Origin of the sequence: Tistrella mobilis, assembly GCF_039634785.1 — a bacterium.
Lineage (GTDB): Bacteria > Pseudomonadota > Alphaproteobacteria > Tistrellales > Tistrellaceae > Tistrella > Tistrella mobilis.
Genome location: NZ_JBBIAB010000019.1, coordinates 27,936 through 40,625, shown reverse-complemented (window position 1 = coordinate 40,625; position 12,690 = coordinate 27,936). Strand labels below are relative to the sequence as shown.

At 68.5% G+C, this 12,690-nt stretch carries 13 protein-coding genes; 5 read left to right on the top strand and 8 right to left on the bottom strand.

The features are described 5' to 3' along the window. Nucleotides 1-18: 18 nt before the first annotated feature. The 3 genes from WI697_RS21575 to WI697_RS21565 form a co-directional block, all read right to left on the bottom strand. Entirely contained in the window at nt 19-612 is a 594-nt protein-coding gene (locus WI697_RS21575; RefSeq protein WP_014744369.1) for a DUF1013 domain-containing protein, read from the bottom strand. Nucleotides 613-789: 177 nt separating this feature from the next. After that, nucleotides 790-1,815 carry an NAD(P)H-quinone oxidoreductase gene (locus WI697_RS21570; RefSeq protein WP_062768272.1) on the bottom strand — a complete coding sequence of 342 codons (1,026 nt, stop codon included), beginning with the start codon at nt 1,813-1,815 and terminating at the stop codon, nt 790-792. A 151-nt stretch (nt 1,816-1,966) separates the two neighbouring features. Beyond that, nucleotides 1,967-2,800: an MBL fold metallo-hydrolase gene (locus tag WI697_RS21565; protein WP_231889516.1), complete on the bottom strand. Its 834-nt coding sequence runs from the start codon at nt 2,798-2,800 to the stop codon at nt 1,967-1,969. A 297-nt stretch (nt 2,801-3,097) separates the two neighbouring features. On the opposite strand from WI697_RS21565, the gene WI697_RS21560 reads away from it, so the two are divergent. Then, nucleotides 3,098-3,949: an MBL fold metallo-hydrolase gene (locus tag WI697_RS21560; protein ID WP_062768321.1), complete on the top strand. Its 852-nt coding sequence runs from the start codon at nt 3,098-3,100 to the stop codon at nt 3,947-3,949. Between the two features lie 228 nt (nt 3,950-4,177). Here WI697_RS21560 and WI697_RS21555 read toward each other — a convergent pair whose 3' ends face one another. Further along, entirely contained in the window at nt 4,178-5,086 is a 909-nt protein-coding gene (locus WI697_RS21555; protein ID WP_345959915.1) for a cyclase family protein, read from the bottom strand. A gap of 560 nt (nt 5,087-5,646) precedes the next feature. Between WI697_RS21555 and WI697_RS21550 the strand changes: the two genes are divergently transcribed. From WI697_RS21550 to WI697_RS21535, 4 genes are all read left to right on the top strand, one after another. Continuing rightward, nucleotides 5,647-6,426, top strand: a complete 780-nt coding sequence (locus WI697_RS21550; protein ID WP_062768275.1) for a 3-hydroxybutyrate dehydrogenase — start codon at nt 5,647-5,649, stop codon at nt 6,424-6,426. A gap of 49 nt (nt 6,427-6,475) precedes the next feature. Then, nucleotides 6,476-7,297 carry an alpha/beta fold hydrolase gene (locus WI697_RS21545; protein WP_345959880.1) on the top strand — a complete coding sequence of 274 codons (822 nt, stop codon included), beginning with the start codon at nt 6,476-6,478 and terminating at the stop codon, nt 7,295-7,297. An 86-nt stretch (nt 7,298-7,383) separates the two neighbouring features. Continuing rightward, nucleotides 7,384-7,827 carry a helix-turn-helix domain-containing protein gene (locus WI697_RS21540; RefSeq protein WP_345959878.1) on the top strand — a complete coding sequence of 148 codons (444 nt, stop codon included), beginning with the start codon at nt 7,384-7,386 and terminating at the stop codon, nt 7,825-7,827. Further along, a complete protein-coding gene (locus WI697_RS21535; RefSeq protein ID WP_345959877.1) occupies nt 7,817-8,383 on the top strand; it encodes a PIN domain-containing protein in 567 nt (188 codons plus the stop codon). The genes WI697_RS21540 and WI697_RS21535 overlap by 11 nt, the downstream gene beginning before the upstream one ends. A 9-nt stretch (nt 8,384-8,392) precedes the next feature. Here the strand turns inward: WI697_RS21535 and rutR are convergent, their stop codons facing one another. From rutR to WI697_RS21515, 4 genes are read right to left on the bottom strand one after another with little or no spacing between them, the layout of a single operon-like run. Next, on the bottom strand, nt 8,393-9,046 hold the full coding sequence (rutR, locus tag WI697_RS21530) for an HTH-type transcriptional regulator RutR (protein WP_345959876.1): 654 nt from the start codon (nt 9,044-9,046) through the stop codon (nt 8,393-8,395). A 4-nt stretch (nt 9,047-9,050) separates the two neighbouring features. Then, nucleotides 9,051-9,995, bottom strand: a complete 945-nt coding sequence (locus tag WI697_RS21525; protein WP_345959875.1) for an ABC transporter permease — start codon at nt 9,993-9,995, stop codon at nt 9,051-9,053. Continuing rightward, the gene (locus tag WI697_RS21520; RefSeq protein WP_345959874.1) at nt 9,992-11,080 is read right to left on the bottom strand and encodes an ABC transporter permease; all 1,089 of its coding nucleotides are present in this window, start codon (nt 11,078-11,080) and stop codon (nt 9,992-9,994) included. The genes WI697_RS21525 and WI697_RS21520 overlap by 4 nt, the downstream gene beginning before the upstream one ends. Continuing rightward, a complete protein-coding gene (locus WI697_RS21515; protein ID WP_345959873.1) occupies nt 11,077-12,639 on the bottom strand; it encodes an ABC transporter ATP-binding protein in 1,563 nt (520 codons plus the stop codon). Before WI697_RS21515 ends, WI697_RS21520 begins: the two co-directional genes overlap by 4 nt. Nucleotides 12,640-12,690 lie beyond the last annotated feature (51 nt).

Genomic DNA, 12,690 nt, shown 5'->3' with positions numbered 1-12,690 from the left:
AGCCCGGCCGTCGACGGCTCAATAGTCGTCGTTGTAGCCGTGATCGTCATCCTCGTCGAACTGCATCGGTTCGGGGATCTGCTCGTTGGGGTCGCGGTTCAGCCGGCGGATGGCCAGCTCGCGGTTCAGGTCGGTCTGGGTGCACAGGCCCAGCAGCACGGGATCGCGCGGCTTGATGTTGGGGCTGTTCCAGTGGGTCCGGTTGCGGACCGCGTTCACCGTCTGCTTGGTCGTGCCCAGCAGCTTGCAGACCTGGGCATCGTCGAGCTCGGGATGGTTCTTGAGCAGGAAGGCGATCGCGTCGGGCCGCTCCTGGCGCTTGGCCACGGGGGTGTAGCGCGGGCCCTTGGTCCGGCGCATCAGCGGCACGGTCGGCTCGCGCAGCTTCAGCCGCGCCGCCGGGTTGCGCTCGCAGCGCGTCACCTCTTCCGGGGTGAGCTGACCGTTCTTGATCGGATCCTGACCGACGATGCCGGTCGCGACGTCACCATCGGCGATGCCCTGAACCTCCAGCGGGTGAAGGCTGCAGAACTCGGCGATCTGGTCGAAGGTGAGGGCGGTGTTCTCGACCAGCCAGACGGCGGTGGCCTTCGGCATCAGGGGACCAGCCATGTCGCTCCTCGTTCGAACTGTTCAGGCTACCGCCTGGCAGGCACCCGCTGGGGGCTCGGGGATGGGCCCCCGGCGGCGGTCGTGCCGATGACTATAGCGAAGCCCCGGCTTTAAACGAAAGCCGCGCGACAGGCAAGCACCGTCGCGCGGCCATTTATGTGACCGGCGGCCAAGGGCTCAGAGATCGGCCACCTTCAGCACGATCTTGCCGACATGGGTGCTGCCGTCCAGCCGGGCATGCGCATCGGCCGCGCGGTCGAAGGGCATCACGCTGTCGATCACCGGGCCGACCCGGCCGGCCTCGATCAGCGGCCAGACCTTTTCGGCCAGCGCATCGGCGATCGCCGCCTTCTCGGCCACCGGCCGGGCCCTGAGGGTCGATCCGGTGACCGTCAACCGCTTCATCATGATCGGCCGCAGGTCGACCTCGGTCTTCGGCCCCTGCAGGAAGGCGATATAGACCAGCCGGCCGTCGCGGCGCAGCAGCTGCAGGTTGCGGCCCAGATAGGGGCCGCCGACCATGTCCAGGATCACGTCGACGCCGGGATCGCCGGCGGTCGCGGCCTCGACCGCTTCCTTGAAATCGGCCGTGCGATAATTGATCGCAAGCGTCGCCCCCAGCTCTTCGCAGGCCCGGCACTTGTCGTCGGACCCCGCCGTGGCATAGACCTCGGCGCCCAGTGCCGCCGCCAGCTGAATGGCGGTGGTGCCGATGCCGCTGGATCCGCCATGGACCAGCAGGCGTTCGCCCGCCTTCAGCGCGCCGCGCTCGAAGACATTGGTCCAGACGGTGAAATATGTCTCGGGCAGGGCGGCCGCCTTCACCAGATCCAGCCCCGCCGGCACCGGCAGGCACTGTTCCTGGGGGGCCGCCACATATTCCGCATAGCCGCCGCCGGTGACCAGCGCGCAGACCCGGTCGCCCGGCTTCACCCGCGTGACGCCGTCGCCGGCCGCCACCACCACGCCCGCAACCTCCAGGCCCGGAATGTCCGAGGCACCGGGCGGCGGGGGGTAGTTGCCCTGGCGCTGCAGCGAATCCGGCTTGTTGACGCCGGCGGCGGCAACCCGGATCAGCACCTCGCCATGGCCCGGCTGCGGGACGGGGCGCGTGCAGGGCTTCAGCACCTCGGGACCACCGGGGGCGGTGATCTCGATCGCGGTCATCGTGTCGGGTAGCGCGGTCTGGGGCAGGGCGGTCATGCAGGGCGTCTCCGGTCTTGTCCTGCGGTGGCGGGGCACCACCGCGGCCCCGGTCGGGCGGGGCACGGCTGTCGGAAATGATCATTCCGGTTCGCGGCCGAGCATGGACCCAAAGCCGGCCGGATGGAAGGGGAAGCCGATGAGGTGGGGCTCAGGGCTCCAGCACCATGCCCTCACGCGCGACCACCGTGCCCGGCCGCCGTTCGGCGACCTCGGCGGCGATGCGGTCCATCTGATCGTCGTCATGGGCCGGGTCGTGGTGGAAGACGACATAGGTCTTCACGCCCGCCTCCTCGGCCAGACGCATGCCGGCCGACCAGGTGGAATGGCCCCAGCCCACCCGGCTCGGATATTCCTCGTCGGTGAACATGGCGTCGTAGACCATGATGTCGGCACCGGCCACCAGCTCGGCGATGCGCGGATCCACGCCCTCGGCCGGGTGCTCGGTATCGGTGATGTAGCAGATGGCGCGGCCATCGAATTCGACCCGATAGCCCACGGCCCGCTGCGGATGGTTCAGCAGGGCGGTGCGGATCCGGATCCCCGGATGCGGCTCCAGCACATCGCCGGGAACGAAATCACGGAAGCTCATATCCGCCTTCATGATTTCGACCGGGACCGGAAAGACCGGGTCGCTCATCAGCGCGCACAGCAGGTCGCGCAGATTGCGCTCCGGATGCAGGTGCCCGGCCCACATCCGATAGGTGTTGCGCGGATCGAAGGCGGTGGAGAAGAACGGAAACCCGCAGATATGGTCGAAATGGGTGTGGGTCAGGAACAGGTCCGCATCCACGGGAACCCGGGTTCTCAATTCGTCGTCCAGGACGCGCAGCCCCGTGCCGGCATCGAAGATCAGGCGTCGGTCTCCGCATCGCATCTCCAGACACGACGTGTTGCCGCCATAGCGTACCGTCGACGGGCCGGGGCAGGCGATGCTGCCGCGCACACCCCAGAACTTCACCCAGAATTCCTGTGTCTTTGCCAATCCCTTACCCGCCGTTTCGAGCGGCCTCTCCTGTCCGACCCCGCGTGCTCTACAGGTATATGGTGACAGGGATGCGACGACGCCCCATGCGGTTCCGGCATGGCCGGCCCGCACCGGTGGCTCTCCGGCGGTCCCTGTCCTTTCGGCCACCGCTCTCCCGGCGGTGATCCTCAGGTCTCCCGAACGGCAGTTTGCCTGCTTCGGTGGCGTGATGCAAACCGCGCACATCTTGCCCGGAACGCCGCCGCACACTACGGTTCTGAAGACGACAGGCCGATCACCACGAACAGGCGCATGATGACCTTTTCAGTCGCCTTCTGGGGGGTACGCGGCAGCATCGCCTGCCCCACACCCCGTCATATGCGCTATGGCGGCAACACGTCATGCGTGGCGGTGACCTGTGGGGACCGCCAGCTGATCTTCGATGCCGGCACCGGCATCCGCGAGCTGGGGCACCACATGAACCTTGCGGGCGTGCGCACGGCCACGCTGCTGCTGTCGCACACCCATTGGGACCACATCGTGGGCTTCCCCTTCTTCTCGCCCGCCTTCCGCCGCGGCAACCGGTTCGAAGTGCTGGCCGGCCATCTGATCGCGTCGGGCGGCATCCGGCGGGTCATCGACCGCCAGATGCAGGCCCCGACCTTTCCGGTGCCGCTGGAGGCGATGAATGCCGAAATGACCTTCGACGATTTCGCCGCCGGCGATACGCTGATGCTGGGCCCCGACATCCGGGTCCGGACCCTGCCGCTCAACCACCCCGACGGTGCTACCGGTTATCGCATCGACCATGCCGGCCGGTCTGTAGCCTACATCACCGATACCGAACATCGCCCCGACGGGCCGGACCAGAACGTGCTGGCGCTGATGGACGGGGTGGACCTCGCCATCTATGACAGCACCTATACCGACGACGAATACCCGGCCAAGGCCGGCTGGGGGCATTCCACCTGGCAGGAAGGGGTGCGCCTGGCCCGGATGGCCGGGGCGCGCCGGCTCGCCATCTTCCATCACGACCCGGATCACGAGGATGATTTCATGGACCGGGTGGGGGCGGCGGCCGCGGTGATGTGGCCCGGCGCTTTCATCGCCCGCGAAGGCCTGGTGGTCGATCTGTTGACCGACAGTTTCCACGATCTGCCGCGCTGATGACGACACCCCCTCCGGGCCTGCCGGAGGGGGTGTCGTCGTTCAGAACGAAGAGGGACGGCGCCCTGCGAAGTGAAAACGGGACGGCGCCCTGCGCCGGGCCGCACCGGCGCCGCCCCGAGTGGCACGGGCAGGCGGGGAGACAGGAGGGAGCACCCGCCCATGCCGCGTCGCCGTCATGCCTGCTGCCTCGTCGCATGACGGCCACGAAGCCTCGGCCGCCTTCGCTCAGCGGATGGCGACCGGGTTGATGATCGCCTGCACCGCGCCGGTGTAGCGGGGCTGGCCCAGCACGAACATGAACTCGTAAGCCTTGTCTTTGGCGAGTTCGGCGGTGTTCATGTTCTCGAGGATATAGACGCCGTTCTGGGGCAGCAGGATCTGGTGCACCTCGAACACGCCGGCGCCTTCCTCGAAGGGAATGGCTTCCAGCGCCCAGCTGTCGGCACCGATCGCGACCACGCCCTTTTCGGCCAGATAGCGTGCGCCTTCGCGGCCGAGCCCGGGCTCGCCGCTCGAATAGCGCTTGTCGTCCTTGCCGATCAGGCTGATCCAGCCGGTGTTGAACAGCACCACGTCGCCCTTGCGGATCTCGACGCCCTGCTTCTTCGCGACCTCGTCGATCTCCGCCTTGTTGAAGGCGGTGCCTTCCTTGACGATGTCGGTCCCGTAATGGGCGGCCATGTCGAGCAGCACGCCGCGGGTGGTGATCGGCGGCACCTTTTCGATGCCGAGCTTGGTGAGCCCGGTCATCGCGGCGAAGTCCTTGGCCTGATGGCCGTTGTAATAGGTGCCGTCGATGCCGATATGGCCAAGACCGTCGATCTGGCTGCCGATGCCCAGCCAGCCTTCGATGATGTCGTCGTTATAGGTGGTCTTGGTCGGCCCCAGGCTGCCGCCCTGGGCCTGACCCGGCTGGACGACATAGATCTTGAAGCCGCGCGGCGCATAGGCCGGCGTCTTGGAATTGGTCTCGATACCCAGCGGATAGGTCTTGCCGGTCTTGATCAGCTGGGCCGCCTCGAGAACCTTCTCGGGGCTCAGATTGTTGGCGGCGCCGATCTCGTCATCCGGGCCCCATTTGGACTTGGTCCAGTCGTCGGCAGCCAGTGCGGTGCCGGCGATCAGACATCCCATGGCCGTGGCTGCGGCGGTGCGTGCAAGGCGCCGGCCATGCCGGCGGACGGACGCGCCCGTCCCCTGACGGTTCGTGATCATACCTGGTCTTCTCCTCCCTTCGCGGTCCGGCAGATCGGGCCGGGCCGCTGCCTGACGTGGCCGGCCGCTCCGTTGGGCAGAAGTGGCAGCCGGTCCACCTGCAGCCCCCGCCATCGTCATCGTGGCGGGGTGCATGCCGTCGGGACGTGTCGTTCAGTCCCGGAGATCGCTCCGGATGCCGTCCCTTTGCTTAGATGGTTAACTGAATGTTATCGTCACGCAAGCTGATTATAAATTGGATGCGTTGTAAGAAATCTTACGTCTGCTTTCTTGATATTTCGGTCACTTTAAACATGGTTTGAGGAAAGGGAGACTGCGACAGTATGCATGTGACCATGTTGCGATGCAGCAGCCGGGACAGGCCTTGATGCTGGCGGCGGCGGGGCGGGCGGGGCTAGACTGCCACGGCGCTGCGGGATCCTCCGGAAGGGCTTCCGGAGGCGGGCGGCGCCGTCAGAGTTCAGAGGAGCCGTTTCGTCATGAATCTCAAGGGTAAGACCGCGCTCGTCACCGGGTCGACCAGCGGTATCGGGCTGGCCATCGCCCGCGCGCTGGCCTTGGCCGGCGCCGATCTGGTCCTGAACGGTTTCGGCGACGCAGCGCAGATCGAGGCGCTGGTGGCCGAGATCCAGGCCGAGGCCGGGGTGAAGGTCGTCTATGACGGCGCCGATATGAGCAAGCCCGCCGAGATCGAGGCGCTGTTCGCCAATGCAGCCCCGAACGGGATCGACATTCTGGTCAACAATGCCGGCATCCAGCATGTGGCGAAGATCGAGGATTTCCCGGTCGAGCAGTGGGACCGGATCATTGCCATCAACCTGTCCTCCGCCTTCCACACCAGCCGGCTGGCGCTGCCGGGCATGAAGGCCAAGGGCTGGGGCCGGATCCTGAACATCGCCTCGGCCCATGGCCTGGTCGCCTCGGCCGAAAAATCGGCCTATGTGGCGGCCAAGCACGGCATCGTCGGCCTGACCAAGGTCACCGCGCTCGAAACTGCCGAGACCGGCGTCACCTGCAATGCGATCTGCCCGGGCTGGGTGCGCACGCCGCTGGTCGAACGCCAGATCGAGGCCAAGTCCAAGGAGCACGGCATTTCGATCGAGGAAGCCAGCCGCGACCTGCTGGCCGAGAAGCAGCCGACCCTGCGCTTCACCACCCCGGAACAGCTGGGTGGCGTGGCGGTCTTCCTGTGCAGCGCCGCCGCCGACAACATCACCGGCATTTCGCTGCCGGTCGATGGTGCCTGGACCGCCCGCTGATCCCGTCTTCATCATCACCAACAAGAACCAGCCGAGGAAACGCCCCCCGATGACCGAGACCCCATCCGCCACCGATCCGCGCGTCTACATGGTGCACGGCCAGCCGGCCACCGCCCGGGTGAAGGGCGATCCGGCCGCCGGTGATGCACCGGTGCTGGTGCTGCTGCATGGCGCCGGTCTCAACCGCCGCTTCTGGCGCCCGGTTTTCGACGATGCCGCGATCACCACGCCGGTGATCGCCTTCGACCTGCCGGGCCGCCAGGGCAGCGAGGGGATGGCCTTCACCCGCATCTCCGACAGTGCCGCCTGGATCGCGGCGGCACTGAAGGCGGCGGGCGTGCGCCGCGCCGTGCTGGTCGGCCACAGCATGGGCACCCTGATCGCGATGGAGACGGCGCTGCTGCTCCGCGGCGACGACGCGGTGACGGTCGACCGCCTGGTTCTTCTGGCGCCGGCCGACGTGATGGCGGTGAACGATGCGCTGCTCCAGCAGACCCTGAACGACCCGGCTGCCGCCCAGGCGATGATGGACAAATGGTCCTACGGCATCCCCGACGGCCCGCATTGCGCCGAGGCCCGCGCCAATGCCGCCGATGCGCCGGCGGGCGTGCTCCATGCCGACCTCACCGCCTGCAACGCCTTCGGCAGCGCGCTCGACCTTGCCGCCGCCCTCGCCATGCCGGTCGATGTGGTGGTGGGCGAGGCCGACAAGATGACCCGGGCAAAGCAGGGCCGCGCCCTCGCCGCCGCCTTCCGCCATGCCGAGGTCACCGCCCTGGATGGCGTCGGCCATATGATGCTGCACGAAAAGCCCGAAGCGGTGCTGGCCGTGCTCCGGCGCGCGGTGGGGGTGATCAGCCCGGTGGTCTGAAGCGGCAGCCGGCACTTTCAGTTATTTCAGTTATTGACGCGAGGCCTGTCCCTCCCACATCCTCAACAAAGGGAGGGACCCGCCTCATGACGACACGTGTTCTGCATTATGCCGGTCTCCCCGTCCGGGAGCGCGAGAGCGCGGATGCATTGCCGCCCCTCGTCGGTGCGGATCAGGTCGAACTTCGCGTCCGGCAGGATGGGCGCGAGCACGTGCTGATATTGCCCGAGGGGGCCGTGCGTGCCGTAAGCACCTTGCTGACCTCGCTTATCGAAGGCGAACGGGTCGCCGTTCTGGCGGAGGATCAGGAACTCACGCCTGCCGAAGCGGCAGAGATCCTCGGCATGTCGCGACCGATGGTCGTTCTGCGTATGGACCGGGGCGATTTGCCCTTCCGCATGGTCGGCAGTCACCGACGCGTGCGTCTGGCCGATGTCCTCAAGCTCCAGGCAGCAGGCGAGGCACGCCAGAAGGCCCTTGATGCGCTGGCGGCGGACACCGAAGACCTGATCTGCCATCATGAGCTATAGGCCGCCTGTCGCCGTCTATGACGCCTGTGTCCTATACCCTTTTCATCTGCGGAATCTTCTGATGCAACTCGCCGTCGACGGACTGGTCGAGGCGAAGTGGAGCCAGAAAATTCACGAGGAGTGGATTCGAAACCTCGTCCAGAATCGTCCCGATATAAGCCGCTCCCGACTGGAGAAGACGCGTGACCTGATGTGTGCGGTTCTGCCGGATGCCGATGTCGTGAGCGAACCGACTGTTGTTGAATGCATCCAGCTTCCTGATATCGGCGATCGTCACGTCGTGGCGACGGCCATTTCAGCGCAGGCGGACGTGATCATCACATGGAATGTTTCGGACTTCCCTCAAGCAGAGCTTGCACGGCATGATCTGCGCTGCCAAACGCCCGACCTGTTCCTGTGCGACCTGGAGAGCGAGCATCCAGACATCATTCGTGAGAGCGTCGAGAAGGCGCGGCGCAACCTCAGAACAAGCACGCCGGACCGCCAGGCCTTTCTAGCCAGTCTCGATGCCCAACGCCTGACCGCATTCGTCGCCCGTCTTCGCGCCGGGAACTGAGCGCTGCCGTTACGCCCGCGGCCGCAGCCCGTCGAGCAGAAGCCGGGTGAGGGCGTCGGCGGTGGTGGTGGCGAAGGCGGGGTCGTCGAGGGTGTGGCCTGCGACCGCCTCGACCTGAACCGCGAAATCGGCATAGTGCTGGGTGGTCGCCCAGATCGCGAAGATCAGATGGCGCGGGTCGACCGGGGCCAGGCGGCCGGCGGCGATCCAGCCCCGGATGATGTGGCTCTTTTCGTCGACCAGATCGCGCAGCGCGCCCTCGAGCAGGGGTTTGAGCAGCGGCGCGCCGCGCAGCATCTCCATGGCGAAGAGCCTGGAGGCGGCCGGGTCGCGGCGCGACCAGTCGAGCTTTTCGGCGATATAGCCGCGGATCGCGGCCACCGGATCGTCCTCGACATCCATGTCGCGCAGCGGCACCAGCCAGCGGTCGAGCACCCGGTCGAGTGCTGCGGTATAAAGCCGTTCCTTGGTCGGAAAATAATAGAGCAGGTTGGTTTTCGACATGCCCGCCTCGCGGGCGATGGCCTCGATCCGTGCCCCGTCGAGCCCGACGCGCGAGAACACCGCCACCGCCGCGGTCAGGATGCGGTCGATCCGCTCGTCCGAGGCGCGGTGGCGGCGGGGGCGGTGGTCGGGGTTGCCCGGCGGGATCAGGCCATCCATGGGGTCAGCGGCTCTCCCGTCGATAGAAGCTGCCCGAGGCCTGGGGCGGACGGCTGCGGCCGACCAGCCCGACCAGGGTGAGGATGGCCGCCAGATAGGGCAGCACCACGAAGAGCTGATAGGGCACGTCGCCATTGGCGAATTGCAGCCGGAGCTGAATGGCATCCGACAGGCCGAAGAGCAGGCAGGCGAGGGCGGCGCCTACCGGCGACCAGCGCCCCAGGATCACCGCGGCGACGGCGATGAAGCCCTTGCCCGCGGTCATGCCCTCGGTGAACAGGAAAACCTGGGAGAGCACCAGCACCGCACCGCCCAGCCCCGCCAGCATGCCGCAGACGACGACCGCGCCCAGCCGGTAGAGGCGGACCGGCAGCCCGGCGACATCGGCGGCGCGCGGGTTTTCGCCCACCGCCTTCAGCCTGAGGCCGATGCCGGTGCGGGCCAGGATCAGGGCGGCGAGCGGCACCGCCAGGATGGCGGCCCAGGTCATCGGATCGGTCGAGAACAGGGCCTTGCCGATCATGGGAATGTCGGCGAGCCCCGGAATGGTGATGTCGCCGAAGCCCGGCACCCGGTTTTCCGCCGCGCGGCCCGCGGCGGTCAGCCGGTGCAGGAAGGCGGCGAGGCCGAGCCCGGCCAGATTGGCGCCGATGCCGGCGACGATCTGGTTGGCGCCGGCATAGATGGTGGCGATCCCGAAGGCAGCCCCCAGCATGCCGCCCGCAAGCGCCCCGGTCACCACGCCCCAGCCGGCGGAGCCGCCGGCGATGGCGCCCCAGGCGGCCCCGAAGGCACCCAGGATCATAGAGCCTTCCAGGCTGATGTTCACGACGCCGGCGCGTTCCGAAAACACGCCCCCCAGCGCTGCGAAGACCAGCGGCACCGACAGGCGCAGCATGGTGGCGAAAAGCTCGCCCAGGGCGGCGGGATCGGTCAGCATGTCGATCATGATGCGGCTCCGCTGCCCGCTGCGGCGGCGGCAGGTCGGCGCCTGCGGGCAAACAGCCGGTCGAAGGCGCCATAGCGCTGAAGGGCGAGGCCCGAGGCTGCGAAAAGCACGATCAATCCCTGAACGATGGTGACGGCGGTGGCGTCCAGACCGGCGCTTTTCAGCGTGGTGACCGCCGTGCGCAGCAGCGCCATGAAGGCGGCCGAGATCACCGACCAGACCGGATCGCCGGCCGCCAGGAAGGCGACCACCAGCCCGTCATAGCCATAGCCGGCGGCGAAATTGGCATAGAGCCGGTGCTTGAGGCCGATCACCTCGAAGGCACCGGCAAGCCCGGCCGCGGCGCCGCCCAGCGCGAAGGCGATCACCGTGGTCCGGCCGACGGCGATGCCGGCATAGGTGGCGGCGCCGGGCGATTTGCCCGCCACCTCCACCCCATAGCCCCAGGCCGTGCGGCCAAGGGCGAAACGGGCGAGCACGGCGACCAGCAGGCCCACGACCACCCCCAGATGCGCCTCGGTATCGGCCATCAGCAGCGGCAGGAAGCTCGCTTCGGGGATTTCCGGCGAATAGGGATAGGGGGCACCCGGCGCCTTCAGCGGCCCGCTTGCGGCATAGCTGACCAGGTTGAGCGCCACATAGTTCATGAGCAGCGTGGTGACCACCTCATCGATGCCGCGCCGGGCCTTGAGCACGCCGGCGATCCCGGCCCAGAGCGCCCCGCCTGCGGCACCCGCCAGGCTGGCGGCCAGCACCGCCACCGGCATCGGCACGCCCGCGGGCAGGTTCAGCGCCATCACGGTCGCAAACAGGCCGCCCATATAGATCTGCCCCTCGGCACCGACATTGTAGAGCCCGGCGCGGAGCGGGATGGCCACCGCGATCCCGGCGAGCAGCAGCGGCGACATCCGCGACAGCAGGTCGGACAGGCCCCAATAGTCGAGCAGCACCCGGTCGACGATCTGGGCGCCCAGATCGACGGGGTCGCCGCCGGTCGCCGCCACCAGCAGCGCGCCCACGACGAGGGCGAGCACCACCGCACCGACCGGCACGGCGGCCCCTTTCAGAAGGCGGGCGGGGCTCATGCGGCATCTCCGGTGCGGGGATCGGTGGCGGCGGCGGGGGATGCGGTGCCGCCCCCCATCAGCCGGCCCAGGGTCTGCGGGTTGGCTTCGGCGCGCGTGACGATGCCGGTGATCCGGCCGCCGCTCATCACCGCGATCCGGTCGGCGACCATGCGCAGCTCGTCGAGTTCGGTCGAGATATAGAGCACGGCGGCACCGCTCCGGGTCAGGTCCAGAACCTTGCGCTGGACGAAGGCGGTGGCGGCGACGTCGAGCCCCTTGGTCGGCTGCTCGGCGATCAGCAGCCGGGGCGCATGGCCGAGTTCGCGCGCCAGAACCAGCTTCTGCTGATTGCCGCCGGACAGCGCCCGGGCGGGGCCATGGGCCGCGCCGCGGATATCGAAATCGGTGATCGCCTGCGCCAGGCGGCGGGCGGCGCGTGCCTGATCGATGATGCCGAAGCGACGCCGGACCGGCGGGCGGTCGACATCGCGCAGGATCAGGTTGCGGGCGCCGTCCATGTCCAGCACCAGCCCGGTATGGTGGCGGTCGCGCGGGACATAGGCCACCCGATGGCGGGTCAGCCGGTCGCGCGCGCTGCCGGGGGTGACGGTTACGCCGTCGACCAGCACATCGCCCGCCACCGGCCGGCGCAGCCCCGCCAGTGCCTCGGCGAGTTCTGCCTGGCCGTTGCCGTCGACACCGGCGATGCCCAGCACCTCGCCCGGCGCGATCCGGAACGAGACCCCGCGCACCGCCGGCCGGCCGGCATCGTCGTCGATGTCGAGGCCGGCCACTTCCAGAACCGGGGTCGCCTGGCCGTCGATCGTCGAGGGCGCGGCGGGTGCGGCCGCGACCGTGCCGGCCTCGTCGGCCCCGACCATCAGCGCCGCCAGCCCGTCGGCGTCCACCCCGCCGATCGGCAGGGTGGCGACCAGCCGGCCGCGGCGGAGCACGGTGACCTCGTCGGCCGCGGCAAAGACTTCGGCCAGCTTGTGGGTGACCAGCAGCACCGTGCGGCCCGCGGCGGCCAGCCGGCGGAGCGCCGCCATCAGCCCCAGGGCTTCGGCCGGGGTCAGCACGCTGGTCGGCTCGTCCAGCACCACGATGCGGGCGCCGCGGACCAGAACCTTCAGGATCTCGACCCGCTGGCGCATGCCGGGCGGCATGTCTTCCACCCTGGCATCCAGATCGACGGTGAAGCCCAGCTCTGCCGCAAGGGCCAGGGCCTCGGCCCGGGCACGGCCGAGGCCCCGATCCAGCCGGCCGCCGGTCGCCAGCGCCACATTTTCGGCGCCGGTGAAGCGGTCGACCAGGGTCAGGTGCTGGTGGATCATGCCGAAGCCCAGATCCAGCGCCCGTTTCGGATCCCCCGGCGGCACCGGCCGGCCGTCGAGCGCGACCTGCCCGGCATCGGGGCGGTAAAGCCCTGAGAGGATGTTCATCAGCGTCGATTTGCCGGCGCCGTTTTCCCCCAGCACCGCATGCACGGTGCCGGGGGCGATGTCGAGGGTGATGCCGTCGAGGGCGGGCACACCGCCGAAGCTCTTGGCGATGCCGTCGAGCGTGAGGCGCGGCATGGGGCAGGTATCCGGGGTGGTGGGCAGGGGGGGTGGTGGGCAGGGGGGGCG

Bases quoted from the DNA above. Each gene is read 5' to 3' on its own strand.
- WI697_RS21575 (WP_014744369.1), bottom strand. From the start codon at position 612: ATGGCTGGTCCCCTGATGCCGAAGGCCACCGCCGTCTGGCTGGTCGAG.
- WI697_RS21570 (WP_062768272.1), bottom strand. From the start codon at position 1,815: ATGACCGCCCTGCCCCAGACCGCGCTACCCGACACGATGACCGCGATC.
- WI697_RS21560 (WP_062768321.1), top strand. From the start codon at position 3,098: ATGACCTTTTCAGTCGCCTTCTGGGGGGTACGCGGCAGCATCGCCTGC.
- WI697_RS21555 (WP_345959915.1), bottom strand. From the start codon at position 5,086: ATGGGATGTCTGATCGCCGGCACCGCACTGGCTGCCGACGACTGGACC.
- WI697_RS21550 (WP_062768275.1), top strand. From the start codon at position 5,647: ATGAATCTCAAGGGTAAGACCGCGCTCGTCACCGGGTCGACCAGCGGT.
- WI697_RS21545 (WP_345959880.1), top strand. From the start codon at position 6,476: ATGACCGAGACCCCATCCGCCACCGATCCGCGCGTCTACATGGTGCAC.
- WI697_RS21540 (WP_345959878.1), top strand. From the start codon at position 7,384: ATGACGACACGTGTTCTGCATTATGCCGGTCTCCCCGTCCGGGAGCGC.
- WI697_RS21535 (WP_345959877.1), top strand. From the start codon at position 7,817: ATGAGCTATAGGCCGCCTGTCGCCGTCTATGACGCCTGTGTCCTATAC.
- rutR (WP_345959876.1), bottom strand. From the start codon at position 9,046: ATGGATGGCCTGATCCCGCCGGGCAACCCCGACCACCGCCCCCGCCGC.
- WI697_RS21525 (WP_345959875.1), bottom strand. From the start codon at position 9,995: ATGATCGACATGCTGACCGATCCCGCCGCCCTGGGCGAGCTTTTCGCC.
- WI697_RS21520 (WP_345959874.1), bottom strand. From the start codon at position 11,080: ATGAGCCCCGCCCGCCTTCTGAAAGGGGCCGCCGTGCCGGTCGGTGCG.
- WI697_RS21515 (WP_345959873.1), bottom strand. From the start codon at position 12,639: ATGCCGCGCCTCACGCTCGACGGCATCGCCAAGAGCTTCGGCGGTGTG.